Here is a 25,343-nt window from a genome sequence, read left to right as displayed (position 1 = left end):
TCAGGATTAATAATATGAGCGAAAATGTGTTAGTTGATAATTCAAATTGTGCAGCAATTTTTGATTTTGATGGTACTTTGCTTGACTCTTTACATGTTTGGGATGATATAGACGAAAAGAGTTTTGCTAAACGCGGTATTAAAGTGCCTGATGATTTTGCTGATTCCACTGCAACAATGACTCCTCGAGAAGTGGCTGATTATGTTATTGCACGTTTTGGTTTTACGGATTCTCCCGAAGATTTAATGCAGGAATGGAATGATATGGCTAATGAAGCTTATTCTAATCAACTGCTTCTTAGAAAAGGTGCAAAAATTTACGTGGATTATTTGCATAAAACAGGTGCAAAATTAGTTCTTATGACTACTCTTTCTAAATCTTTATGCGAATCATCTTTAAAGCGAACAGAATTATGGCAATATTTTGATTTGATGATTTTTGGTGAAGATTTACAATCAGATGGGAAAAATAGTCCTCAAACTTATTTAGATTTGTCCAATAGAATAGGTGTAAAACCAGAGTATTGCACTGTTTTTGAGGATTCAGCTATAGCTTTAAAGTCGGCTCGTTTGGCTGGAATGAAAACTTGTGGTGTAGCGGATTTAGATAATAGTGATTTAAATCCAGAATTTAATAATTGTTTCACAGTTTTTTGTGATTTTGATTTCGCTCCAAAAGTGTTATGCAAAAAACTAAGTGAAAATCAAAATTAAGTTGAGGTTTCACATACCCCGGGTTTTGTCGCGTGCAAAATGCACACGGATGACCATCCATCTCGATTTGACGTTACCGCCAAACTCTAGCAGTCTACCCGAAGACTTAGGCGAGCAGCCCTTAAACACCTTCTACTTGACCTTGCTCCCAATGAGGCTTGCCATGCGGCTAACTGTTACCAGAAGCCCGGTGGTCTCTTACACCGCCGTTTCACCCTTACCTAAACAAAAGTTTAGGCGGTCTATTCTCTGTTGCGCTATCTCTCAGGTTGCCCTGGGCGGACGTTATCCGCCATTGTGCTCTACGGAGCCCGGAAGTTCCTCAGCTGCTCCGAATGAACATTGCAGCCGCGGTCATCGTGAAACCTCAACCTTCCCAATTATAACAGACGTTTTAATTTTGCGCATATTTTGCGACTCGCTAGAAAATGGCGGCTTTTAGCGGATATAATGGATGTATCAGCGGCGCTGGTGCCGTTGACGTGTACACAAACCGATTTATATCGGATTACTTAAGGAGGTTCGCATGGAAATCGTCATCACCGGACGTCATACGCAGATTAAGCAAAGATTCCGTGACGTTGTGGAAAGCAAGATGAATCGTGTGACCGCCATTGCTCCAGATGCGCAGCGCATTCAGATTGTGCTTAACACTGAGGGCAATCCAAGGCAGGCAGATACTGCAAAGAGAGTTGAAATTACTGTAGTTGCAGGAAGTACGGTTATTCGCGCAGAAGCATCTAGCACAGACCAATACAGTGCATTGGATATGGCTCTTGATAAGTTGACGCTTCGTTTGCGCAGAACTCGCGATCGTCGTAAGGACCATCGTCGTGGATATGAGCAGATGGTTCCAGTTGATTTGGGTGTTGTAGAGCCAGAAGTTGAAACAACTGTTGAAGAAGTTGCACAAGAAGATGGAACGAATAGTGCAGATGCTGCGGTTGCTTCCGACTTGGGTCCTGGCGAATCAGTAGAGGTGAGTGTTGGAGATACTCCTATTGTGATTCGTCGCAAGCTTCATATTGCTGAGCCAATGAGCATTGACGAAGCGTTGTATGAAATGGAACTTATTGGTCATGATTTCTTCCTGTTCGTAAATAAGGAAACAATGAGACCTTCGGTTGTGTATCGTAGGCATGGATGGAGTTATGGTGTGTTTGAAATTGATACTCCAGAAAACGTTTCTAAAAAGAAGTAATAAAACAGTAAAGAAACAATAGAAGAATAAGGGTAAATAAAGTAAATAAAATAACTCATATGAGTTTAATGCCCGTCTAGTAATTAGCTAGGCGGGCATTTTATGCGTTGTTTTGGACTCGCTAGCTGCAAAAATCGTAGCCGTCGCGTAATATAGGCACAGTTTACGTCTATATTGGCTAGCCGAATAATAGACACGACCTAAGGGAGCTAAACGTGGTAGATATCGTCGATAAAGCCTTGCGCATGGGTGAAGGCCGTCAATTGAAGCGCCTTGAGAATGTTGCAAAGGCTGTGAATGCGCTAGAAGATGAGATTTCTGCGCTTTCCGATGAAGAGCTTAAAGGGCAAACGGCAAAATTCAAGCAGAAGTTAGACAATGGTGCAAAACTTGATGATTTAATGCCAGAAGCATTTGCTACAGTAAGAGAGGTTTCAAGGCGTACTCTTGGTCAGCGTCATTTTGACGTTCAGCTCATGGGCGGTGCAGCATTGCATTGGGGCAATATTGCAGAAATGAAGACTGGTGAAGGTAAAACACTTGTTGCAACACTGCCTAGCTATTTGAACGCTTTGGAAGGTAAGGGCGTTCATGTTGTTACTGTTAACGACTATCTTGCTAGCTATCAAAGTGAGCTTATGGGTCGTATTTACAGGTTCCTTGGCATGAGCGTTGGATGCATTATTACAGATCAGCAGCCTCCAGAGCGCAGGAAGCAATACAACGCAGATATTACTTACGGCACAAACAACGAGTTTGGTTTCGACTATTTGCGTGACAACATGGCTTGGGAAAAGGGCGATCTTGTTCAGCGTGGTCATCACTATGCAATCGTCGATGAGGTTGATTCCATTCTTATTGATGAGGCTCGTACGCCACTTATTATCTCGGGACCTGCCGAAGGTGATGTTACGCGTTGGTATCGCGAGTTTGCAAAGCTTGTTCTAAAGCTTGATCGCGATGTTGATTACAAAATTGATGAGAAGCGCAAGACTGCTGGTATTTTGGATCCAGGCATTGCAAAGATTGAAGATTATTTAGGTATTGATAATCTTTACGAGCCAAGCAACACTGCTTTGATTGGCTACTTGAACAATGCTTTGAAAGCTAAGGAATTGTTCCTTCTTGATCGCGATTATGTTGTTACTAATGGCGAAGTTTTGATTGTTGACGAGCACACTGGCCGTGTTCTTCCAGGTCGTCGTTATAGCGAAGGCTTGCATCAGGCGATTGAAGCTAAAGAGAATGTTGAAGTAAAAGCAGAAAATCAGACTTTTGCAACTATTACTTTGCAAAATTACTTCCGCATGTACGACAAGCTTGCTGGCATGACTGGTACTGCAGAAACGGAAGCTGCCGAGTTTATGGGAACATACAAGCTTGGCGTTCTTCCAATTCCTTCTAACCGTCCAGTTATTCGTATGGATAAGGATGATTTGATTTTCCGCACTAAGAAGGAAAAGCTTGCTGCGATTGTTCGAGACGTAGCTCAGCGTCATGCAAAGGGTCAGCCTGTTTTGCTTGGTACTGCATCGGTTGAATCTTCCGAAATCGTTTCTTCGCTTTTGGATGTTGCTCGTATTCCTCATCAAGTGTTGAATGCTAAGCAAAACGCTAAGGAAGCAGCTGTTGTTGCTGTTGCAGGTCGTAAGGGTGCTGTGACTGTTGCTACAAACATGGCAGGTCGTGGTACAGATATTATGCTTGGCGGAAACGTTGAGTTTTTGGCAGATGCAAAGCTTAAAGCAGAAGGCTATTCTCCAGACGATACTCCAGAGGAGTACGAGAAGCGTTGGCCAGGTGTTTTGGCAGAAGTTAAGGAACAAGTTAAAGACGAGCACGAAGAAGTTAAGAAGCTTGGTGGCTTATATGTTTTAGGCACTGAGCGCCACGAATCTCGTCGTATTGATAATCAGCTTAGAGGTCGTTCTGGCCGTCAGGGTGATCCTGGTGAATCGCGCTTCTACTTAAGCTTGGAAGATGACTTAATGCGTTTGTTCAACACTCAGCTTGTTGCGCGTGTTATGGCTAAGGGCTTGCCAGAAGGTGAGCCAATCGAATCTAAGTATGTTTCTAATGGCGTGCGCACGGCTCAAAAGACTGTTGAGGCGCGTAACTTTGAAATGCGTAAGAACGTTTTGAAGTACGATGATGTTATGAATAAGCAGCGTACTGTTATTTATTCAGAACGTCAGATTGTTCTTAAAGGTGAAGATATTCATGAAGATATCTTGAAGTTTATTAAAGATACTGCCGATAGCTATGTTCGCGGAGCTATGAACGGTTCTGATAAGCCAAAGAACTGGGATTGGGAAGGTCTTAAAGACGCTGTTAATGCTGTTATGCCAATTATTTTGGATTGGGATCAGCTTCGCCTGCAAATTGAGTCTCTTAAGGGAGAAAAAGCTGTTGAAGCTTTGCGAGACACTATAGTAGATGGCGTTACTACTATTTACGCTGTGTTTGAAGAAAGAATGGGTTCTGATAACTTGCGCCAGTTTGAGCGTAGAGTTGTTCTTGCTGTTCTTGATCGAAAGTGGCGTGAACATCTTTATGAGATGGATTATTTGAAGGATGGTATTGGTTTGCGCGGTATGGGTCAGCGTGACCCTTTGGTTGAATATCAGCGCGAAGGATTCCAGATGTATAACTCAATGATTGAGGCAATTAAGGAAGAGTCTATTCAGCTTCTATTCCGTATGAATCTCGAGCAGATTGTTGCGGAAACTGAAAACCAAGATGATTCTTATGTTGATGCCGATATTCAGCAAGCAGAACAAGAAGAAGATGAGCATTCTGGAATCGTTGGTCCTGCTCCTATGAGCCATGCTGATGGTGAAGTGCCATTGAGTAAGCGTCCAAAGGTTGAAGAATGGAAGACTCCTTGGGCTGATGGTCGTACCTTCCCAGGAACGAACAAGAATGATGAGTGCCCATGTGGCTCTGGCAGAAAGTACAAGTTATGCCATGGTCAGAATGAGGATTAAAATAATTTTAGTTTAAACGAAGATTAAATTTTAAGTTGTAATCTTTAAAAAATGAGGCTGGTGCTTTAACATCAGCCTCATTCTTTTGTATAAATGCACTTAAACTCGTGCGCCTTTTCCGTAGTCGTTGTAATCTTCACTAGAAGTATAATTTTTCTTTCTACTCATAAGTAAGCCTGCAGATCCAACAAGAAACAGAAAAGCGCTTATAGTACCTGAGTATGCTGCGAAATATGGCACTAAGACGCTAAGAATTACGCCCAAAATACCCAGAATAAGAATAGTCCATAAAACTATGAGGGTAATAGAAATATTCTTAAAATGTGGGTTTGGTGGAACAAAATCGTCTCCGTAAGAATCCATTGTTTCATCAACATCTAACCAACTGGTCTTAACGTTATCTCTTGGACCAGCATTATTGTATGACGCTATTTTAGTAAGTGGTTTTGTCGCCTGACTAATACGTTTTTTAAAGATTTTCGCACTTTTAGATTTCTCTATTTCTTTAAAATCTTCTGCATGATCTCTAATAAAATCAGACCAATTCTCATTAAAAGAATTATCGCCAAAAGAATCGTCATTATTGTTGTTTGAGTTTTTGTCCTCAGGGTGAGGGGAGTTGGTATTCTTAGAAGAAGTCATAAATTATACTGTAGCAAGTCTGCTTGATTGCGTAATGATTCGCTTTTAGTAACTCTTGCTAGAAGGGGTTTTTAGAATGTTGTATTGGTTCTTTGTAAAGGGGTTTGGATTTATTGCGCGTTTACGGATTAATCCTACTGCTCAAGGCGTTAACAACATTCCTAAAAAAGGTGGGGCTATTATTGCCGCAAATCATCTTGCCGTGATTGACGATGCACTTTTGCCTCTCACATGCCCTAGGATGATTCATTTTATGGGTAAAGCCGAGTATTTCGAAGGCAAAGGATTAAAGGGTCGCTTTAAAAAATGGTGGTTTACGTCCGTTGGCGTATTCCCAGTGGATCGTTCTGGAGGTTCTAAATCTCTTGGGGCATTGAATCATGCTCGTGCGATATTAGAAAATGGACAGCTTTTTGGAATTCATATTGAAGGAACTAGAAGTCCTGATGGAAGATTATATAAGGGACATACTGGTGCAGCTCGCTTAGCTTTAGAAACAGGATGCCCGATTATTCCAGTTGCGATTATTGGTACTAGGGAATTACAAAGGCATGGTCAGGTTATGCCTGCAAAGGGCTATACAAAGGCTATTTATGGCGAGCCTATTGAAGTTGAAAAAATGAATCCAGAAGATATTACGCACGATATTCTTCGTGAGCTTACCGATAGAGTAACCAAGACAATTCAAAAAATGAGCGGTCAAGAATATGTTGACGAATATGCTCAAACCGTTAAAAAGCGTATTATGACAGAATCAGCGAAATAAGCTGGTAAATTGTTTGTTGTAGATTATTTGAGTAAAAATATTTTGATTCAAACAACCTACAACATAACTCACAACATTTCATACAACATTTTATACAATGTGTGTGTAGCATTACCTACGTTATTTGTATAAATCAAATAACGGTTAATGTAACAACTGTTGGGTTTCCTCTTTCATCAAGAACACGAACTTGTGTACCAGGAGCTACAGACTGGAATCTTACCGTGTGCATAAAGTCTCCAAGCGGAGCGGAAACATTTACTTTTAGTCCTAGGGCTTCAAGAGCTTTTCGAGCGTCGTTAGCATTTTTATTGCGAACATCTGGCATAGTAACAGTTCTTGGACCTTTAGAAACAACGACATTGAGTTTATCTCCCCAATGAAGTTGCGCTCCTTTTTCTACAGATGTGCTAATAATTTTGCCTTTTTCAACGGTATCATTGAACTCTTCACTGTATGTTGGAACAAGTTTTGCGTCGTTAAATGCTTTATCCGCATCTTCTTTTGTTCGGTTAACAACATCTGGCATAGAAACAGGCATAGGACCTTTAGATAATACAACAGTAATGTTCTTATTGTGATTCATTTGCATTCCTGGTGTTGGAGAAATTTCTACAACACAGCCTTTAGGAACATCTAATGAATAAACGTCGTTGCTTTCTTTGTGATTAATAGAAGTAAAACCAGCTTTGCGTAAAGCTTTTATAGGATTCTTACCAGTTGTTGATGTTGGATCGATAATATCTTCAGGAATTGTAGATTGTCGTATTCCTTTTGACACAATAACATGAACTTTATTATTTCCGTGTTTAGATACATGACCGCCACTGAAATCAGGATTAGTGGAAATAATGTTTCCAGAAGGTATATTATCGCTAAATTCTTTTTGAACAGAATAAGGAATATTGGATATTTTAAGAGTTTGCTCGTAATCAAACCATGGAATATTTGTGATTTTGCAAGCTTCTTGTGTTTTGCATGACTGCGTATTTGGTTTCGGCAAAGACCAGTAGCTTCCAGGTCCTAGATAATACCAGTAAGAACCAAATGCGATTGCTGCTGCAACAACTGCCGCGCTGCTAACAGCTATAATAACAACTTTATTGTGTAATTTTTTATGATTAGAGTTTTGACTTTTACCGTCAGTGCTTAAATCATTCTTATTAAATTGAGGAGCACGCATAGCAATAGTTAGCATATTGCTATCATTAAAATCTTCAAGTTGATTCACACTGTTTGAAGAATTTTGACTATTGGAATAGTTAAAATCAGTGTTACTGTTTTTTTGAACTATTGTCATAGTTGCATCAATATCAGCTGTTTTATCAATATCAGTTGTTTTATCAATGTCTTTAGTTTTAGACAATACCTCATTTCCAATATTGTTAGGATTAGAACTACTCTGATTTACATTCTCTTTACTAACTTTATCAGCATTATTCGCATCGTTCGCATTAGGAGGAAGAGGTATGTTAGAGTAATTTCTTTTATCGAATTTATCTGAATCAGACATTCTATTTTCAGTTTTGATTGCGTCTAAAGTCGTATTTAAAAGTTGATCTTCATTATCGTAATTTGGATTAAACTTATATTGCCAATCTTCTTTAGGCATATTAGCGCAAATTTGTCTAAGCATACTAAGTGCTTTAGAAGCGTCACTCGGTCTTTTTTCCATTTCTCGAGCAGTAATAGAGGCAAGAAAATCAGCTATAGAAGAGTTGATGTCGCTACAAATTGTTTTTATAGATGGAGTGTCTTCATGAACGTGCTTAAAAACAAGCGTAACAGGATTATCTGCGCTAAATGGAACACGTCCAGCAAGCATTTCCCAAGCCATCATTCCAGCAGAGTATAAGTCTCCTTGAGGAGTGGCAAGATTTTTTTCAATCATTTCTGGAGCTAGGTATGCGGCGGTTCCAAGAAGAAGACCAGTAGAAGAAAGTGTAGCTTGCGATATAGCGCGAGCAAGACCAAAATCAGTTATTTGCACGTGACCGCGGTCGTTAATAAGAATATTTTCTGGTTTAATATCCCTGTGTACAACACCAGCAAGGTGTGCGGATGCAAGACCATCTAAAGTTTCCGCGAGAACTCGAAGAGTGTCTTTTAGGCTAAATGTGCCATATTTGTTCATTTCGTATCTAAGATTTACTCCATGAACATATTCCATCACCAAGTAGTCAAGCCCTTCAAATTCGCCAGTATCGTAAACCTGAACAATATGAGGATTCGCTATTGCAGCGGCAGATGTAGCTTCACGCCTAAATCTTGCAATAAATTGCTCTCTATGCACTCCTTGAGCTAGTTGAGTATGCATGATTTTAAGCGCAACTGGGCGATTAAGACGCTCATCTTGCGCTTGATAAACGGTAGCCATGCCGCCTTCTGCTATCTTCCGCATTATGCGATAGCGATTCTCAATACACATTCCTGGTTGCGCTTGAACTTCACTCATGTAGTAAATCCCTTATACGCGTATTAAACCAACTACCTAAAAGTGTACAGGCAATACAGTATCCACTAAATATTTAGTATATCAGTGATTTTACTGCCATTCTCTAGGAATGAATTTGCTAGAAACCTCGTTCAATATGGATTTTCCAAATTCAGATAATGTACTGTTATCTATTTTTTCTTGCGATTCAACCCAAAGATTGTGAATGCGCTTTTTAGACTTACTTATAGCACCACTCTGATTGAAAATGTTAATAATCCTATTAACATCATCTTCATTGCGATTATTAGAATTATAAGCATCTATCAAAAATAGACGGTCTTCGCTTGAAGAAAGATCTAGAGCATCAGCCAAAAGGACAGTGCGTTTACCTTCTCGAATATCGCCTCCAATAGGCTTTCCAGTGTGAGCAGAATCTGAAACAATATCAATAAGATCATCTGCAATCTGAAAAGCAATTCCCAATGGTTCACCAATATCATTCGCCAACTTAATAGCGTAATTTTTATTAAGTCCAGCAGATAAAAATCCGAGCGCAAGTGGAGCTATAGTTGTGTAACTTGCAGTTTTCCAACGAAAAACATTTATTGAGGATTCTGCTAGTTTCTTTGGATTTTTAAGGCTCATCATTTCTATGGAAAGATCTAAAACTTGACCAATACCAACATTTCTTTGCATATTTGCAAACTCGCCTAAAACTTCTTGAGGATTGCGCAAATTAGTACATGCTTTTCTAGTTATGTCAAAGCTTTGAGTTGCTAAAATATCTCCAAGCATTAATCCAAGTCCAATGCCGATATGCTTGCTATTGCATGCTTTGCTCAATGCGCAATATGCGCTTGGTCTTCCTCGTCTTAAAGCAGATTCGTCGATTATATCGTCATGTACAAGTGCTGCAGTTTGAAAGACTTCTAAAGCACATGCAACATCTAGCATTGCGCAATATGCAGTGTCTTTAGAGCAGTTACAGCGTACTGCATCGAAAGCTTCTAAAGCTAAGTAAGCTCTGAGTCTTTTGCCGCCTTCACTAGAAGAAATTGCTTGTTTCACTACATCTTTAAGTGTTTTATCACAACTAGAAATAAGGTTTTTACAAGCTAAAGAATTAAATTGGTCATAAATTAATTCGCTTATACGCGTCTCTATACATGACTTTTGCGAATCTAAACTCATATTAAGAGTTATCCACATGCCTTAGACATTACAAAATGAGTATTTTTCTAGTATTTTCTAGGATTTTATAGCCTTTAACCACATTGCGTTATTTTTATTGCACTAATTTGTTTCTGCTGCAAAACTCTTATTACCAAGTTAAAAACAGTATAAAAACACAACAAAATAAGGAGGAATTATGCAAATAAAAAGTGAATTGAAAAACAAGCAAGTTTTTGAAGATAATGATCATGAATATTCAACTTTGAAAGAATTAACAAATTTATATGCTGCAGGTACGTTTTGCGGAATATCTGAAGAGTACTTTGCTATGACTTGTGTTGCTGGAAATAGTATAGAAAAAGTGAATATCAGTAATGTTCCAAAAGAATGTATGACAGTTTTAGATATTCCTAAAGATTATATTAACAAACATCATAATTATGAAGATTATTGGATTAAATGTCTTAGAGATTTAACGCCAGATCTTTTTGAAAAATACATAGGCATAGATTATATGAGCAAAAATTTGAATGTTAAAAAAGAGGAAGCTGTATTTTCAAGTTATGATATTTTTGTTACACAATCTATACGAAACTGGCATAACATGGTTTCTAAAAAAGACGGCAATATTGTGGGTTATGACTTAATAATGTTGCCGATTGCAATGCTAAATAACATTAATGTTCGAGATACTCTGCTTGTGTCTTTACTAGACAGTAAAGGCGAGTATTACAACATAAATGATCTACTCGTGCTAGCTTTAGCTCCACGAGAAAAAGAAAGATCTAAGGAATTAAGAGATTTTCTAGAAGAAAAATTTAACGAAGAATATGAGTTGCCTGATATTTGTAAAGCGCTAGACGTTGTTAACTTGCTAAAAGCTATGACTTATGTTGTAGATAATAATCCTAAATTAAAAGTACAAGTTTACGCATTAATGTCTTATATAAGCTGGTGGTTTAAGCTAGGAGATGTTGAAAGATACGTTTCAATGGCGTTAGAAATTGATCCTGATTGTTCTATGGCTATGATTGTGGATAATGCATACAAAAGTCATGTTGAGCCAGCATGGTGTAGAAAATTCGCCACGCCGCAAGTAGGGAAGCAGAAAAAATCGTCCTTAGAAGATGATTTACTTCTTAAGTAAAAGTTGCCCTTGCCATAACTATGCCTTTGTGGTATAGTGAGATGCCTTTAAAGGGCATAGCAAGGTATGATGAATGCCTTAATATGGCGGATTACTTTGCACATAGCAGGGAATCTACAGGAGGAAAAGTTTGGCGAGCGAAGATACATCTATTGTCGATTCCAAGATGGGCAAGGAAGAAAATCAGGAATTTAAAATGTCAGAAGATGTTGATGATCAAGATGTAGATGTTGACGTTGATGCAGACATGGATACAGATGAAGAACATATGGATTTAGAAGATTTTGATGAAATCCATGATGATCTTGATGTAGACGATGTTGACAATTTAGATGACGTTGACGATATGAATAATCTGGATGACATTCCAGATGATGAAGATTCCGAAGATTCTGACGATAATAAAGAAGAAGCGCCACAAGTTCCACAAGCAAAAGGTGCTTTTATTGTTCGAGATGATGATGACGACGATAATCTTACACCTTCTGGAAATCCTAAGCGTCGAGTAATCGCCACTGGTGCTACAGCGGATCCTGTTAAGGATTATTTAAAGCAGATTGGTCGCGTGAGCCTGCTTAACGCAGAGCAGGAAGTTGATTTGTCAGAGCGTATTGAGGCTGGTTTGTATGCTCAGCATTTGCTTGATACGCAAATTGACCAAATGGAGTTTAAGCGTAAGCGTGAGCTTAAGTGGGCTGCAGCAGACGGTAAGAAAGCTAAAGATCATCTTCTCGAAGCAAACTTGCGTCTTGTGGTTTCTCTTGCAAAGCGTTATACAGGTAGAGGCATGCTTTTCCTTGATTTGATTCAGGAAGGTAATCTTGGTTTAATTCGCGCAGTAGAAAAGTTCGATTGGAAGAAGGGCTTTAAGTTCTCAACCTATGCTACTTGGTGGATTCGCCAGGCTATTACTCGTGCTATGGCAGATCAGGCTCGTACTATTCGAGTTCCAGTGCATATGGTTGAAGTTATTAATAAGCTTTCTAGAGTTCAGCGCCAGATGCTTCAAGATTTGGGTCGCGAACCTACACCAGATGAGCTTGCGCGCGAGCTTGATATGCCTGTTGAAAAGGTGCAAGAAGTACAGAAGTATGGTCGTGAGCCAATTTCTTTGCACACTCCTTTGGGCGAAGATGGTGATTCTGAGTTTGGCGATTTGATTGAAGATACTGATGCAATCGCTCCATCGGACGCTGTAGCATTCTCGCTTCTTCAGGAACAATTTAGACAAGTTCTTGAAACTTTGTCTCCTAGGGAAGCTGGCGTTATTAAAATGCGCTACGGTTTGGAAGATGGTCAGCCAAAGACTTTAGACGATATTGGTCGAGTCTATGGTGTTACTCGTGAGCGTATTCGTCAGATTGAGTCTAAGACAATGTCTAAGTTGCGTCATCCTTCCAGATCGCAAACTTTGCGTGACTTCTTAGATCAGTGATTTTAGAATAATTAACAAGTAAAGTGTCGTATTGTTGCTTTGTTTAGCAGGGATGCGACACTTATTGCTTAGTGGTTGCTTAATATTCGTGTTGTACAAGGGGTAGAAGTGGTCTCTAATAAAGATCGAGAACAGTATGATGCCGACAGTTTGACTGTGCTTGAAGGCTTGGATGCTGTACGAAAGCGCCCAGGCATGTATATTGGCACCACTGATAGTCAAGGTTTAATGCATTGCCTTTGGGAAATCATTGATAATGCTGTTGATGAGGCTTTAGCTGGGGCTTGTGACCATATTATCGTCACTCTTCACGACGATGGTTCTATTGAAGTTGCAGATAATGGACGTGGTATTCCAGTAGATGTAGAGCCTAAAACAAAACTTACAGGTGTTGAAGTTGTTTTAACTAAGCTTCACGCTGGAGCTAAGTTTGGTAATGCTTCGTACAATGCTGCAGGTGGCTTGCATGGCGTTGGATCTTCTGTTGTAAATGCGTTGAGCTTGCGATTGGATGTTGAAGTTGATCGTGATGGTAAAACGCATCACATGGCTTTCCATCAGGGTCATCCTGGAGTTTATAGTGACGCAGATTCAATGCATCCGTCTCCAGCTTCTCCGTTTAAGCGCACTCGCAAGAACAAGCCTACTGAGCTTGAGATTATTGGTACTGTTTCGCCAAAAACTACAGGTACTCGAGTTCGCTATTGGGCTGATCCTGAGATTTTTAACTCAACAGCTCGCTTTAGTTATGAACAGTTAATTGATCGAGTTCGTCAAACTAGTTTTTTGGTTCCAGGCTTGCGCATTACTGTTATTGACGAACACGTGCCAGAAGGCGAATTTAGCGATATTCAAGAGATTGATGTTAGCGCTAGTGATGATGCGAATGCTAATACTAGTGATTTAACAGATGATTTGGCTTTTAAGGATGAATCGCAAGCAACCGTAGATAATGAATCTAATGAGCTAAATCAATCTGAATATGAATCAGAAGAATCTGAATCTGATGGCGAATCAGAAGAAACCACTGCGCAATCTGTTGCAAATAGTGAGTCTTCTAGAGAATTGCAAAATAAGCATCATCCTCGAGTGGTTGAATTTTTGCATAACGGCGGAGTAAGAGATTTCGTTGATTTTCTTTCAAAGGGTCAAGCAGTCTCAGATATTTGGCGTATTTCTGGCGAAGATACGTATGTAGAGGAGACACAAGCTGTTGATTCTGCTGGAGATTTACATGCTCAGCAAGTGACGCGTAAATGTGGCGTTGACATTGCAATGCGCTGGGTAAATGGCTACGATTCAACGATTATTAGTTTCGTAAACGTTGTTGAAACTCCTGGCGGAGGCATGCACGTAGACGGATTCTTGCAAGGATTGACTAAGCAAATTCGTAAAGCTGTTGAAGATAATGCTCGCAAGCTAAAAGTAAATCTTAAAGATTCAAACACTAAGATTGAGCGAGACGATATTCTAGCTGGAATGGTGGCTGTTGTAACAGTTCGCATTGCTGAACCTCAATTCCAAGGTCAAACTAAAGATGTTCTTGGAACTGCTCAAGTTAAGCCAATCGTTACAAAAATGACTGACGCTCAATTTGGGGAAATGATTAGCGGATCCAAGCGAGGATTCAAAGAACAGTCTGCCAGAGTTTTAGAAAAAATTGTTTCCGAAATGCATGCGCGTATTCAAGCGCGTAAAACTAAGGAAGTTACTCGTAGAAAGAATGCACTTGAGTCTGCTTCAATGCCACCAAAACTTTCTGATTGCCAGCCTGGAAACGATGATGTTGCAGAACTTTTCATCGTCGAGGGTGATTCTGCTCTAGGCACTGCAAAGGCTGCTCGAAATTCTGCTTTCCAAGCGCTTTTGCCAATACGCGGTAAGATTTTGAACGTTCAAAAAGCAAGTCTTGCGCAAATGTTATCCAACAAGGAGTGCGCTGCAATTATTCAAGTTGTTGGAGCAGGGTCGGGCGCAAGTTTTGATATTTCGCAAGCGCGTTATAACAAGATTGTTATGATGACCGATGCAGATGTTGATGGCGCGCATATTCGTATTTTGTTGCTAACGCTGTTCTACCGCTATATGCGTCCGCTTATTGAGAACGGGCATGTTTATGCTGCTGTGCCGCCTCTTCACAGAATTGCTCTCGCTGGAAAGCACAAAGGCGAGTATATTTACACGTATTCCGATGACGAATTGGCTGGAAAACTTGATGATTTGCAAGCTAAGGGCATTGATTTTAACAGCGATATTCAGCGCTACAAGGGATTGGGTGAGATGGATGCGGATCAGCTTGCAGACACCACTATGGACCCTAGAACGCGAATGCTAAGAAGGATTCGTATGGAAGATGCTCAGCAGGCGAGCGAAGTATTCGATTTGCTTATGGGTGATGATGTTCCTCCGCGCAAGCAGTTTATTGTTGATAACGCTGACGACTTCGATCGTTCCAAAATCGATACCTGATTTTGTTTTACTTGTGCGTTAAGTTACTTAATTTGTAATTTTCTTCGCATTATATAATGTGTATTACAAATTTTGAATTGTAATTACATTATGACATTTAGTTAAGTTATAATGATTTTATGATATAATTGCGAATGCAGGTTTGCTTCAATAGTGGAAGTGAATCTGGGATTTTGCATTTATTGATTTTCTTAGAATTTGTTTTATAAGAGGGAAAAATGAACAAGAAAACTGTGATTTTATTATCGACTACGATGATGAGTATTGCTACTGCTGCTTGCGCTTTTTGCATGGCTCAAACTGCAAATGCTGCTGATACTTACGTGGATTCTGGCACTTCAACTGCAAAAGTTACTACCCCCCCCCCCAATTGAAAATAGCTCTTCTCAAAAAACTGGTACTTTTGATAAGAGTGTAATAAAGTCTTCTGATTCTTCTGAAAAAAGTAATGCAAAATCTGAAGAGAATGTGAAACCAAAGTCTGGTACAAATATTGATACGAAGTCTGATATAAAGACTGAATCCAAGCTTGAGACTAAGAGTAATGTAAAGTCTAGTATCAAGCTTTCTGCAAATACTAATGTAAATTCTGTAGTTGAGACTACTACTAAATATAATGCAGATTCTGTTGTAAATACTGATACAAAGACTGAATTAAATATTGATTCAAAGTCTAAAGTTAATGATGACTCAGTTTCTCCAACAATTTTTAATCAAGCGCTTTTCGCTAGTGGTAAGCCAGATCCCAATCAATCACAGAAACCTCAAACACAAACAACTGAACTTAAGGTGAGTTTATGCTGGGAAACTATGAATGAGGAATATGCAGGCGGCAAAAACGCATTTGTTAAAAGTGATAGCGATTTTGGCCAATTAAATTTTGGTAGTTGGGATTTTGGTTCTACACTAGACTCATCAAGACAAGATGTAAAAAATGCTTTTAAGAATATAGAGTTTCAGATAAAAGATACAACTGATAATAAAATAGTAGCAACAACCGCTGGCACCTATGATCCTAACACTGCTACGAGCGCAACAAAAAGCTTGGGTAGTTATGATTCAACTCATACATATGAAGTATCCGTAGTAAATAGCACAATTCCAAGCCCGTATTATGTGACGTATAATAATGTTTCAGCCAATGAGGGAAACGAATTTAAAGGCGAGATATACCACTTTAAGTGGAATCCGTCTAAAGGGTCTAATAAAACGTATCAAAACAAATATTTCCGCCTGAATGTCCTGGAAATCGTCTATGCCAAAGATGAGTCTGTGGCAGACAAGTGCTTCTCGTATGAGCAGCCAAAAAAGGGTGATGGAAGCTATCGATCAGATGGTAACTGGAATTTCACGTATAATGATGACAATATTTTTGCGCGTCTGCGTGTAAAAGATAATAAAATTCAGTTCCCTTCAACGAATCCTGTGAAAGCGGGCTATAAGTTTGATGGTTGGCAGTTCTATGTTGCTCAAAAATCAAACGGTGGGCCATATACGTCATTTGATCGTATGAGCGACGACGATAAAAAGGTAATAAACAGTACAACGGTTGCATATTCGCCCTTTGGAACGAAACCATATATTGACTATCCGTATTTGTTTGCCCTCATACGAGACAACAAGGGCGTTAATACGTTTGGCAGTAAACTAGGAACTCAATATTGCTCTACTAACCATACGTTTGTTGTATTTCCAAAGTGGGTGGAATCGGGTTATAAAGTTACATTTATGAATGGCGACACCCAGCTTGCAGAAGTAAAAGTGCAAGAGAACAAGTCGATCGATGGAGACGAATGGACAAGTGAGTCCATGCCGGCTGATCCGACGCAAGCTAATAAAGACTTTGCAGGTTGGAACACTCAGAAAGATGGTAAAGGCGACGCCTTCACTAAAGACACGGTTGTAAAGAGCAATATGACAGTGTACGCGCAATTTAAGGATAAGGTTAAGCCTGCGCCTGCACCTACGCCATCTCCGTCTCCGACTCCTGCACCGACTCCTATTCCAGAGCCTAAGCCATCTCCTGTTCCAACGCCGACTCCTGAGCCAGAGCCGGAATCGAAGCCTACGCCTAAGCCTGAGCCAGATGTGACTCCTGAGCCTGAGCCAACACCAGTTCCTGACGTTCCTTATGTGCCTGATGATTCGTGGATTCCTGTTCCTGAGATTGTTCCTGAGAATCCAGAGTATTCTGTTGTTGAGCAGCCTGTGTTGAATCCTGTTCGTCCTGTAGATAAGCCAGTGGAGCATTCTGTTGAGCAGCGTTTTAAGGCTGTTGATGCTGGTGAAGCTTATAATGCTAAGGCTCCTGCTAAGCATTTGCCTGATACTGGTGTTTCAGCAACTTCAACATTTGCAATTTCAATCGTATCCCTTTTCGCTGGTTTTTCTAGTTTGCTTGCTGGAATAACTAAACGCAAAAATTAGTATTGTATTTATGAATGTTTTGAGCGAATGCTGATAATTTCCCTCTGATGTTTTATATATCAGGGGGAAATTCGTTGCTATCGTCTTATCTGATTTCAAACAAATATTGTGTGCATCTACTTATATTTAATGTTTATCTTTATTGTATAATTAAAAGTGTTTATAAGTTTTGTGGATTTAAGCTTTGCTTAATGGTTGTTTGTACAATTTATGTAATTTTATGAGTTTTTAGTGAAGAGGCGAAAATGAATAAAAAAACTGCAATCGTGTTGTCAACGACGATGATGAGTATTGCTACAGCTGCTTGCGCTTTTTGCATTGCTCAAACTGCGAATGCAGCTGAAAATAATTCTGCATCAGATGTGAAGCAGAATGTCACTAGTGCTGATTTTTCTAATGGGGGGGGGCTTTCCTTGGTGATTTAGCAAAGTCACAAAAATCTGTAAAATCACAAGAAAATGTGCAGAATGATATATCTGCAAAGTCGCGCGATTTGGCGCAGTCACATGCTTCTAAACAGTCACAAGAAATTATTAGAAAACAGAAGTCTGATTCTGAAGGTCATGAATCTAACTTTGATAATGCGGATCCTTCTAGTGGTGAAACTAGGTTGACATCTTCCTCTGACTATAGTGGTTCTGTTGCCGATAACAAAGCTAATAAAAGAAGTGATCTTACTGATGCGGATAAACCAAAAAACGATGAAGTAAGTACACAAAGATCAGTTAAAGCAGCAAAATATGATAGGGCGGTAGTAGAGTCGCCTGCTAATGTCGATAAGCAAAGCGAAGTTAAGCCTGATGGAAGTGGCGTATATGATTTTAGTAATGATAAGGATATAAAAAATCCGTTCCCTAATGTAATTACACCGGCCGAGGTTAAAGAGTTGCAGGACAAAACGAAATCTGTTAGACCTCTGCCTTCTATTCAAAAGATTTTTTATACGCCTTATGGCAAGAAATTTTCTGTAGAGAATGGTCAAGCATCTGGCGATACTAGAAGTATTAATGAGACTATCAATACATATAATGGCAGGCTTGGAAGAGTTGATACATTCATATTTTTCCCGCGGGTTGATAAAGATAGTGTATATACTGCCGATGGTCAATTTTATCCATACAGATCATCCCGCGAGCTAAAAAATCCAGATGGATCAGCAGATTTTGACTTTAATAAAGCTCCCGACAATAAGATCTCATACAGGCTCGAGGTAAATGGGAAGCTTGTTGGATCCAATTTGGCTGAAAAGACTAATATCAAAGTTTATATGAGAAAGAACCAAACGTTTATTCATGTTGTTATGGAGGGTGACAACACTCATGAAGCTATTTTTGGCTATGAAGGATTTAATCATGAAGACTCATCTGGAATTTTTGGATATGTTGCCTTTTTACCCGAATGTGGCGCGCAATTTCATTTTGTTGATGACTTGCAATATCGCAAGGCAGCAAACATTAAAGGGAATGATGAGCTTCCACAACGTAGTTCTAGTGAAACTGATAGGTTCTCTACTAAACCGTTTACCAAGTTGGATTTATCCGATTTGTCTGACATGAAAAATATTTCCGAAGTTAGGTTTGGTAATAATCAGGTTGTCAGAAATATGTATACGCCTCTTCTAAGCTACGAAGGCGATCCCAAGAAAGATTCTATTAAGCGCCCAACTATGGAAGAGCTTAAAAACACTAACATCCCTGGTTATCTTTATTACAGTAACGATATTGATACTCCTAATGGAGGCAAATTTACCAAGGATAATACTGAAAATTTTGGCAACTACGATTACGGTATCGCTCGCGATAAGGATGATAACCAGTTAACAGTCAAGCATTATTATGTGACTTTTAGACCGATTCCTACTCAGCTTGTTGTGCAATACAAAGATTTGCAAAACAAGATTGAGAGTGGTAAACCATTTGAACTTTACGTTGGCGATAAGCAAATTGCGGGTGATTTCAAGTCATCTGACTCTAGCGCAGCTCCAGAGTTAAACGCATTACAATCAATGATAACAAATAAAAATACGGCTTTGCTTAGTGAAGCTGCTGGTTATCTTTCCAATGGTTTTGCTTATTTGTCTCCTGGAAACTACATCGTAAAGTCTGCTGCTGAAGCGCCTACAAACTATGAGTGGGTTGTTGATTCATCAGATATTAATAGTGCTCCAACTAGTGCGAATGTTAATATTGCAGTGCACAAAGATGATAATGTTTCTACTCAAAAAGTTGTTACTTTTGTGTTGAGAAGAAAGATTGCTACCGTCAAATTTATAAATGATGGTGACAAGAAACCGTATGCTACTGTGAAAGTTCAGCAAGGTCTATCTATTAGTGGAGATGAATTAACTGATCAGTCTATGCCAGATAATCCTACTAAAGATGGTTTTACTTTTAAGGAGTGGAATACCGCATCTGATGGCAAAAATGGATCAGTGTTTACTGCGTCCACAATCGTAAACGTTGATACTACTGTTTACGCCATTTATAAGCAAAGGACTCCTGCACCTACGCCATCTCCAACTCCTGAACCTACTCCGATTCCGGAGCCTAAACCTGAGCCGAAACCAGAGCCAACACCAACGCCGATTCCTGAGCCAGAGCCGGAATCGAAGCCTAAGCCTACGCCTAAGCCAGAGCCAGATGTGACTCCTGAACCTGAGCCAATACCAGTTCCTGACGTTCCTGATGTTCCTTATGTGCCTGATGATTCGTGGATTCCTGTTCCTGAGATTGTTCCTGAGAATCCAGAGTATTCTGTTGTTGAGCAGCCTGTGTTGAATCCTGTTCGTCCTGTAGATAAGCCAGTGGAGCATTCTGTTGAGCAGCGTTTTAAGGCTGTTGATGCTGGTGAGGCTTATAATGCTAAGGCTCCTGCTAAGCATTTGCCTGATACTGGTGTTTCACTGGTTATGTCTATAAGTGCTTTGTTTGTGTCTTTGTTTGCTGGTTTTGGTTTGTCTATGTTCAAGTCTCGCCGCAAGCATTAAACGCAAATATCGCATATAATCGCGTATAAACGCGTATAAGAATTAAAAAATATTGGAATAAGGCTTCTGAGTAAATGTTTTATAACATAAAGTCAGAAGCCTTATTTTATATGCGATTTTTGATGTAAACTGTATTAAAGGTTTGTTTTAAGAATTATTACTTTGTAAGTCAGTGTTCTATTGTGCTTTATCTTAAAAAGGAGGGTTTATGATTGGTAATAAGCAAGAAGTCTTTGACAAAGATAAGCTTGATTTTGCAATATTTTGTATTGAAAATGTTGCAAATAAGCTTAATCAAAACCCTCGAGATACGTATGATGCTTCGACTAAGAAAAGTAATATTCTTATGTCTTATATTGTTCCATCTTATGATGTTTTGCATACTCAAGGCAAAGAGTATATTACAAATGACATTATTTCCTTTATGCGTGAAAAAGGTGTGGCAAGTTTTAGGGGAGTGATGGATTTTGAAGGCGAATCCTATTTTGTTGCAAAAGAAGTATGCTAGGGTTGTAAGTTTGCTAGCTGAGCGTGCTGGGTTGAGTTATGAGCAGGCGCTTGACGTGTTTTACCATTCTGTTACTTATGATTTGATGCGTAATGGTATTTCGGATATGCATTGTATGAGCGATGGATATTTAGTCCAAGATCTGCTTGATGAGATGCATAATTCTAAAATGTGTGTTAATGCATGACTTTTATAATAAATTAAACGATTGCGTGATATATCATGCTTGCATTAGTATTTCGACTATAAAGCGTACAATGTGTATACGTTTTTACATTATCTCGTTATCTATTTTTTAAGAGGGTAAATGAATAAGAGAACTGGTCTTATGCTGACTACCACTATGATGGGTATTGCTACGGCTGCTTGTGCTTTTTGCGTATCACAGGCTGCGAATGCTTCTGAATCTTCTACTGTTGATTCTGCCAATGTTACACAAAATTTAGGTGCTGTAAGTTTTAATTCCGCCGATGGGGGGGGGTATCTAAATAGCGCTTCTGTAAAATCTATAGAATCTACAGAACTTGAGAATCCATCGAAAACTTCAAAACCGACAAAATTTGCGAAAAATAGTAAGTATTCTGAAACTACTAGTGAAAATATTCATAACACTGTACTTACTGCGTCTACTGGCAGTATTCTTAAAAACAATTCACTTGATGGCAATGCAAAGACGCAAAATGTTTCTCAATCTATTGGTGAAGATAGAAGCGTTCATGAGGGAACGCCTGTTTTTGATACTGCTGCTAATTACAAAAAGACTGGTGAAGATGATGACCAAATTAAGTATACTTATGTGAATAATACTAAAAAAATCACAAATCCATTTCCAGATGTAATTTCAGATGACGAGATTGAAAAAGCGTTTAAGAATAAAGAAACTTCTGTAGAAAAAATTTATTTTAAGCCTGCTGCCACTTCAGATAATCCTAATCCCAAAAGTGAGATTGTTAAAAATAGATTCTTAAAGAATGTTGATGGAGAATATATTGTTTACAAAGTATATAAAAATGATTATGTTTCTGGCAAAAATGAGTCACAGATTACTTCATCTCAGGGTGTGTCTGTAAATGGTTCTATATCAAAAGATGGTAGTATTTATGCAGGCTCTGAACAAACAATTACAGCTTCTGCTGAACCAGTTGATTTTGAATTAAATGGTTATACTGTTGCAAAGAATTGTAAAAAGTCTATTGATATTCGCTCTGAGTATGCTTTCAAAAATTACTTATACCTAAAACTCACGTATAAGTATAAGTTTAATTTTGAAAGATTTAAATTTGTGTATGTTTATTGTCATCATGCTGGGTGCAATACAAGTTATAATCGTTATTTTTCTGCAGCAGATGCGCAGTTCCATTTTGTGGATGATTTGCAATATAGATCTAAGAATCCAAATGGGGTAGATAAAGATGGTAAGTTAAAGCAGCGAGGAAATTCTGACACTCATCCATCTTTAACTGATGCAGACAAGAAGAAGGGTACTCTAATATCGTCGGTTCCATTTTACGAAATTGCGGGATTGGCGGATATTTCTGGTACTTCTGCTGTAATAACTGATAAAGCAGCCTTCTATCGAACAGATAGTGGTGACGGTAAGACATCTATTTTGTCTTTTGATAAAGATCCAGATATAAAATATGCGAAGCGTCCTATACTTACTGATCTTACTGGTAAGAATATTCCAGGATACGTGTATTGGGATAATGACATTGATAAGCCTCAGAACAAGAATCATGAGTTTGCGAACGATAAGGATACTAAGGAAGATCCTGGTAATCACTATCTTTCCTTTGCTTATGAAATGAAGGATGGCAAGCCTGTTAAGCGTCTTACACGTAAACATTATTATGTTACTTTTAGAGCAATTCCTACGCAGTTGGTCGTTAAGTATAAGAAGTCTGATGGAACATTTGAATCAAATGCAAAGTACGAGCTTTTAGATTCTGGTAATGCGAAAATTGGCAATGAATTTGCTGCTGCGAGTGGTGATATTGTTGCCAGCAGTATAAACGATCTAGTGACTATGATGAAGTCAACTGACACTACTCTTCTTAAAGGTTTTACTGGTTACTTATCTAACGGTGCTGTGTATTTGACTCCAGGAAACTATACTGTAAAACCTACAGCTCAAGCGCCTGAAGGGTACGATTGGGTTGTAGATTCAAATAAGCAGGATTCCAAAACTAGTGCAGATATTAATATCGGACTTCAAACTGGAAAGACTACTGCTATACAATTTATTACTTTTGTATTGAAGAAGAAGCCAACTCCTCCTATTCCTACGCCATCTCCAACTCCTGAAACTACACCAACTCCGACTCCAGCTCCTGAGACAGATGTGACTCCTGAACTTGAGCCAATACCAGTTCCTGACGTTCCTGACGTTCCTGATGATTCGTGGATTCCTCTTCCTGAGGTTGTTCCTGAGAATCCAGAGTATTCTGTTGTTGAGCAGCCTGTGTTGAATCCTGTTCATTCTTCGGATAAGCCAGTGGGGCATTCTGTTGAGCAGCGTTTTAAGGCTGTTGATGCTGGTGAAGCTTATAGTGCTAAGGTTCCTGCTAAGCATTTGCCTGATACTGGTGTTTCGCTGGTTATGTCTATAAGTGCTTTGTTTGTGTCTTTGTTTGCTGGCTTTGGTTTGTCTCTATTCAAGTCTCGCCGCAAGCATTAAATATGCATGTAGTAGGTTGATTTTATGTAAGAATCTAAGTTATGTTGTGTTGATATTGTGATTCAAGAATTCCCCCTGTTGTGTAACTCGTATGGTTGTTCGCAGGGGGAATTTGATTTTATTGTGTTTTGTTTCTGTTTCGCTTTATTTACTGGCAAACATATCTTTCGCATACTGGCGAATATCGTCTGGATTTATCATATTGTATTTTTCTTTTATTTTTGTGAAGTATTCGCCAATTATCTTTTTGCTGATTATTTTATTTGATGAATCATCAGTTTTTAGATTGCCGCGAGTAAGTATCCAAGGCTCCTCATGATGTGTGAATCGTTCAAGTTCTTTACCGCTGTAGCAGCAAAGATTGTCAATAACGCTATCGCATACTGCTTTTTCTGTAGATGATAGTGTAGTTGTTAGTTCTGCTGTAAATAATGTCACATCGCTTTTTTGAACATGTTTGTAATCCGCTAATTTTTCTGATGATTTAATTCCTGATATTTCTGTTGTCGGTGAATCTATTGGAGTAAAAGTGTAGTCTTTATAACGCAAATAGACGTCTTTATATACAGGTCCATGAATCCATGCTTGACAATCATCGGTAAATATGAATGATTTATAAAAAGCGAAATAAAAACCCTGAATGTAGTATAAGGATTTTTGCAAGGCTAGGGTAGTTATATCCTCACACTTTATAAGCAAGTATTGTATTACATTGTTTATTTTGTCACTCGACTTATTGCCATCAAAGTTATTGTTTGCAAAGTTATTTTGTAATTCGCGTATTAGTTTTTGTGTTGCTTTATAACTTTTTTCGTAACTAATTGCAGATTTCAGATTATCCTTATTGCTGATTAATAATTGCAAGTAATATTCCGGATCATTATAAATGCGTAGCAAAATATCAGAATATTGTTTTGAAGGAATGTCTCCGTCTGCAAATCTAGAAAACGTTTGTTCACCCCAACCGAGAAGCAGTGAAAGTGGACGCTTGCCTATTGAGTATTTAGCAGGTATTTCGTTGATTTTGTCAAGCGGAATAATATTGTTTTCTTTACGATACTCGTCATACAATGCTCGAAGATTCGCGTCAATAATTTCGGGTACATATACAGCAGAGCCGCATTCTTTGCAGTGTGCTTCTGTGCCAGTGTAGGAATATTGTTTTCCTTTGATAGATGCAGTCATTGGAACGGATTTTGTTGAGTACTCAACGTCATTCCTGCATTCTTCACAAAATGTCTTATTATCTTTCATTATGAGCCTTTTATTGAAAATTAGCAGATTTATTATCTTTTTGAGTTGTTTATTAGATTATTTAAATAAATAATCTATCTGTTTATTTGCTTTATGGAATGAAATAACAACTGTTCTATTTTGCTGAGAAATAGTAATGATATTAAACTTCGTGTAAATGTTTACCATCTCACATTTACCTACGTGTGATAGTTTTACGCGTGGTGCGAATACGTAAAGCGTTTCATATTCATAGCCTCTTTTTTTGTTTTTTAACGAATGACAAAAATCTTCCACTTCTATGTTGAGAAGTATATTTTTCTGAATATCTGATCGTATGTTGTATTCTCGAATGAAGTTTATGTTTTCTTGACGATTTTCGTTTAACGAGATGGTAAAACGGTCATTCCTTATGCAGTCTTTTATCTTTGCAAGTATTGCTGAAATTTCTTCTTTTGTGTAATTCTGATTATAGTTCTTGTTCATACATCACCTCTAGTCGTATGATACAAAAAATAGGTGCATTTATCAAGAAAAATGCA

At 38.7% G+C, this 25,343-nt stretch carries 17 protein-coding genes, 1 other RNA gene and 1 pseudogene; 13 read left to right on the top strand and 6 right to left on the bottom strand.

The window, feature by feature from the left end; genetic code table 11:
• The first annotated feature begins 14 nt into the window (after window positions 1-14).
• Window positions 15-713, top strand: coding sequence for an HAD family hydrolase (locus HXT55_RS04940; protein ID WP_421792601.1), 699 nt, complete (start codon window positions 15-17; stop codon window positions 711-713).
• Here the strand turns inward: HXT55_RS04940 and rnpB are convergent.
• An RNA gene (rnpB, locus tag HXT55_RS04935) (RNase P RNA component class A) lies at window positions 712-1,083 on the bottom strand. The two genes, HXT55_RS04940 and rnpB, sit on opposite strands and share 2 nt — an antisense overlap.
• Window positions 1,084-1,239: 156 nt before the next feature.
• On the opposite strand from rnpB, the gene hpf reads away from it, so the two are divergent.
• Both hpf and secA read left to right on the top strand, forming a co-directional pair.
• Window positions 1,240-1,914, top strand: coding sequence for a ribosome hibernation-promoting factor, HPF/YfiA family (hpf, locus tag HXT55_RS04930; RefSeq protein ID WP_004112546.1), 675 nt, complete (start codon window positions 1,240-1,242; stop codon window positions 1,912-1,914).
• Window positions 1,915-2,129: 215 nt separating this feature from the next.
• On the top strand, window positions 2,130-4,901 hold the full coding sequence (gene secA, locus HXT55_RS04925) for a preprotein translocase subunit SecA (RefSeq protein WP_004115494.1): 2,772 nt from the start codon (window positions 2,130-2,132) through the stop codon (window positions 4,899-4,901).
• Window positions 4,902-5,000: 99 nt separating this feature from the next.
• On the opposite strand, the gene HXT55_RS04920 is transcribed toward secA, so the two are convergent.
• Window positions 5,001-5,543, bottom strand: a complete 543-nt coding sequence (locus HXT55_RS04920) for a hypothetical protein (RefSeq protein ID WP_004112548.1) — start codon at window positions 5,541-5,543, stop codon at window positions 5,001-5,003.
• Window positions 5,544-5,619: 76 nt separating this feature from the next.
• Here HXT55_RS04920 and HXT55_RS04915 point away from each other — a divergent pair, with 76 nt between their 5' ends.
• The gene (locus HXT55_RS04915; protein ID WP_004115491.1) at window positions 5,620-6,309 is read left to right on the top strand and encodes a lysophospholipid acyltransferase family protein; all 690 of its coding nucleotides are present in this window, start codon (window positions 5,620-5,622) and stop codon (window positions 6,307-6,309) included.
• Window positions 6,310-6,442: 133 nt separating this feature from the next.
• Here the strand turns inward: HXT55_RS04915 and HXT55_RS04910 are convergent, their stop codons facing one another.
• Window positions 6,443-8,764: a protein kinase domain-containing protein gene (locus tag HXT55_RS04910; RefSeq protein WP_421792599.1), complete on the bottom strand. Its 2,322-nt coding sequence runs from the start codon at window positions 8,762-8,764 to the stop codon at window positions 6,443-6,445.
• Window positions 8,765-8,854: 90 nt separating this feature from the next.
• The gene (locus tag HXT55_RS04905; protein WP_048730343.1) at window positions 8,855-9,937 is read right to left on the bottom strand and encodes a polyprenyl synthetase family protein; all 1,083 of its coding nucleotides are present in this window, start codon (window positions 9,935-9,937) and stop codon (window positions 8,855-8,857) included.
• A gap of 178 nt (window positions 9,938-10,115) precedes the next feature.
• Between HXT55_RS04905 and HXT55_RS04900 the strand changes: the two genes are divergently transcribed.
• The 9 genes and pseudogenes from HXT55_RS04900 (at window position 10,116) to HXT55_RS04860 (ending at window position 23,568) form a co-directional block, all read left to right on the top strand.
• Complete coding sequence (locus tag HXT55_RS04900; RefSeq protein ID WP_004112552.1) at window positions 10,116-11,066, top strand: hypothetical protein; 951 nt, start codon at window positions 10,116-10,118, stop codon at window positions 11,064-11,066.
• Between the two features lie 130 nt (window positions 11,067-11,196).
• Window positions 11,197-12,501, top strand: a complete 1,305-nt coding sequence (locus HXT55_RS04895) for an RNA polymerase sigma factor (protein ID WP_004112553.1) — start codon at window positions 11,197-11,199, stop codon at window positions 12,499-12,501.
• A 108-nt stretch (window positions 12,502-12,609) separates the two neighbouring features.
• Window positions 12,610-14,970: a DNA gyrase subunit B gene (locus HXT55_RS04890; protein ID WP_174142765.1), complete on the top strand. Its 2,361-nt coding sequence runs from the start codon at window positions 12,610-12,612 to the stop codon at window positions 14,968-14,970.
• Between the two features lie 218 nt (window positions 14,971-15,188).
• Window positions 15,189-17,397 (top strand): annotated as a pseudogene (locus tag HXT55_RS04885) (InlB B-repeat-containing protein).
• Between the two features lie 245 nt (window positions 17,398-17,642).
• Window positions 17,643-17,822, top strand: coding sequence for a primosome assembly protein PriA (locus tag HXT55_RS04880; protein ID WP_415681341.1), 180 nt, complete (start codon window positions 17,643-17,645; stop codon window positions 17,820-17,822).
• A 35-nt stretch (window positions 17,823-17,857) separates the two neighbouring features.
• Window positions 17,858-20,383, top strand: coding sequence for an InlB B-repeat-containing protein (locus HXT55_RS04875; protein ID WP_421792596.1), 2,526 nt, complete (start codon window positions 17,858-17,860; stop codon window positions 20,381-20,383).
• A 208-nt stretch (window positions 20,384-20,591) separates the two neighbouring features.
• Window positions 20,592-20,891: a DUF3791 domain-containing protein gene (locus HXT55_RS04870; protein ID WP_004115481.1), complete on the top strand. Its 300-nt coding sequence runs from the start codon at window positions 20,592-20,594 to the stop codon at window positions 20,889-20,891.
• A complete protein-coding gene (locus tag HXT55_RS04865) occupies window positions 20,851-21,078 on the top strand; it encodes a DUF3791 domain-containing protein (RefSeq protein ID WP_004111475.1) in 228 nt (75 codons plus the stop codon). The genes HXT55_RS04870 and HXT55_RS04865 overlap by 41 nt, the downstream gene beginning before the upstream one ends.
• A gap of 120 nt (window positions 21,079-21,198) precedes the next feature.
• Window positions 21,199-23,568, top strand: a complete 2,370-nt coding sequence (locus tag HXT55_RS04860) for a cell surface protein (protein ID WP_421792594.1) — start codon at window positions 21,199-21,201, stop codon at window positions 23,566-23,568.
• A gap of 144 nt (window positions 23,569-23,712) precedes the next feature.
• On the opposite strand, the gene HXT55_RS04855 is transcribed toward HXT55_RS04860, so the two are convergent.
• Both HXT55_RS04855 and HXT55_RS04850 read right to left on the bottom strand, forming a co-directional pair.
• Window positions 23,713-24,822, bottom strand: coding sequence for a type II TA system antitoxin MqsA family protein (locus tag HXT55_RS04855; protein ID WP_004138546.1), 1,110 nt, complete (start codon window positions 24,820-24,822; stop codon window positions 23,713-23,715).
• A 57-nt stretch (window positions 24,823-24,879) separates the two neighbouring features.
• Window positions 24,880-25,287, bottom strand: coding sequence for a hypothetical protein (locus tag HXT55_RS04850; protein WP_004112566.1), 408 nt, complete (start codon window positions 25,285-25,287; stop codon window positions 24,880-24,882).
• Window positions 25,288-25,343 lie beyond the last annotated feature (56 nt).

Origin of the sequence: Gardnerella sp. KA00718 (genome assembly GCF_049244285.1) — a bacterium.
GTDB classification, from domain to species: Bacteria; Actinomycetota; Actinomycetes; order Actinomycetales; family Bifidobacteriaceae; genus Bifidobacterium; species Bifidobacterium vaginale.
This window is presented reverse-complemented; position numbering and strand designations above follow the sequence as displayed.

Bases quoted from the DNA above. Each gene is read 5' to 3' on its own strand.
- HXT55_RS04855 (WP_004138546.1), bottom strand. From the start codon at position 24,822: ATGAAAGATAATAAGACATTTTGTGAAGAATGCAGGAATGACGTTGAG.
- HXT55_RS04910 (WP_421792599.1), bottom strand. From the start codon at position 8,764: ATGAGTGAAGTTCAAGCGCAACCAGGAATGTGTATTGAGAATCGCTAT.
- HXT55_RS04915 (WP_004115491.1), top strand. From the start codon at position 5,620: ATGTTGTATTGGTTCTTTGTAAAGGGGTTTGGATTTATTGCGCGTTTA.
- HXT55_RS04900 (WP_004112552.1), top strand. From the start codon at position 10,116: ATGCAAATAAAAAGTGAATTGAAAAACAAGCAAGTTTTTGAAGATAAT.
- hpf (WP_004112546.1), top strand. From the start codon at position 1,240: ATGGAAATCGTCATCACCGGACGTCATACGCAGATTAAGCAAAGATTC.
- HXT55_RS04920 (WP_004112548.1), bottom strand. From the start codon at position 5,543: ATGACTTCTTCTAAGAATACCAACTCCCCTCACCCTGAGGACAAAAAC.
- HXT55_RS04850 (WP_004112566.1), bottom strand. From the start codon at position 25,287: ATGAACAAGAACTATAATCAGAATTACACAAAAGAAGAAATTTCAGCA.
- HXT55_RS04860 (WP_421792594.1), top strand. From the start codon at position 21,199: ATGAATAAGAGAACTGGTCTTATGCTGACTACCACTATGATGGGTATT.
- HXT55_RS04940 (WP_421792601.1), top strand. From the start codon at position 15: ATGAGCGAAAATGTGTTAGTTGATAATTCAAATTGTGCAGCAATTTTT.
- HXT55_RS04870 (WP_004115481.1), top strand. From the start codon at position 20,592: ATGATTGGTAATAAGCAAGAAGTCTTTGACAAAGATAAGCTTGATTTT.
- HXT55_RS04880 (WP_415681341.1), top strand. From the start codon at position 17,643: ATGAATAAAAAAACTGCAATCGTGTTGTCAACGACGATGATGAGTATT.
- HXT55_RS04905 (WP_048730343.1), bottom strand. From the start codon at position 9,937: ATGAGTTTAGATTCGCAAAAGTCATGTATAGAGACGCGTATAAGCGAA.